Below are 1,145 nucleotides of genomic sequence, written 5' to 3'. Positions count from 1 at the left end.
GTCTACGATCCCTTCGGGGCGGCCCATTCCTCCACCTCGATCTCGGCGGCCCTGGGCATGGCCGTGGCGCGCGACCTCGACGAGGCGGCGGCCAAGGCCCAGGGCGCGCCGGCGCCCAAGCGGCGCAACATGGTGGCGGTGATCGGCGACGGCTCGATGTCGGCGGGCATGGCCTACGAGGCCATGAACAATGCCGGCGCCCTGCACTCGCGCCTGATCGTCATCCTCAACGACAACGACATGTCGATCGCGCCGCCCGTGGGCGCCATGTCGGCCTACTTCGCGCGCCTGGCCTCGGGCGGCACCTACCAATCCCTGCGCGAGACCGCCAAGCAGCTGGGCAAGCTCCTGCCCAAGGGCCTCTACCAGCGCGCGGCCGCGGCCGAGGAATACGCCCGCTCCCTGGTGGTGGGCTCGGGCACGATGTTCGAGGAGATGGGCTTCCACTATGTCGGGCCCGTCGACGGGCACAACCTCGACCACCTGCTGCCGGTGCTCAAGAACGTGCGCGACTCCGAGCAGGGTCCGATCCTGCTCCACGTCGTGACCCAGAAGGGCAAGGGCTACGCCCCGGCGGAAGCCTCCGCCGACCGCTACCACGGGGTGGTCAAGTTCGACGTGCTCTCGGGGGTGCAGGCCAAGGCCAAGCCGAACGCGCCGGCCTACACCCGGGTGTTCGGCGAGAGCCTGATCAAGGCGGCGGATGCCGACGACAAGGTGGTGGCGATCACCGCCGCGATGCCGGGGGGCACGGGCATCGACCTGTTCGGCAAGGCGCATCCGGAGCGCACCTTCGATGTGGGCATCGCCGAGCAGCACGCGGTGACCTTCGCGGGCGGCCTGGCGACGGAAGGCTACCGGCCGTTCGTGGCGATCTACTCGACCTTCCTGCAGCGGGCCTACGACCAGGTCGTGCACGACGTGGCCCTGCAGAACTTGGCCGTGCGCTTCTGCCTGGACCGGGCCGGGCTGGTGGGGGCGGACGGGGCGACCCATGCGGGCGCCTTCGACCTGGCCTATCTCTGCTGCCTGCCGAACATGACGGTGATGGCGGCCTCCGACGAGGCCGAGCTGGTGCACATGGTGGCCACCGCGCATGCCCACGACACGGGCCCGATCGCGCTGCGCTATCCGCGCGGCGAGGG

Annotated in this window: 1 protein-coding gene; it reads left to right on the top strand. The window is 70.6% G+C overall.

All coding sequences use genetic code 11. The features are described from left to right. The coding region (dxs, locus tag ASF18_RS08030; RefSeq protein ID WP_082487233.1) for a 1-deoxy-D-xylulose-5-phosphate synthase at positions 1-1,145 on the top strand (1,145 nt) is incomplete at both ends.

Origin of the sequence: Methylobacterium sp. Leaf89 (assembly GCF_001422215.1) — a bacterium.
GTDB lineage: Bacteria > Pseudomonadota > Alphaproteobacteria > Rhizobiales > Beijerinckiaceae > Methylobacterium.
The sequence above is the reverse complement of the archived record's forward strand: the minus strand, read 5'-3'. Positions and strand labels throughout refer to the sequence as shown.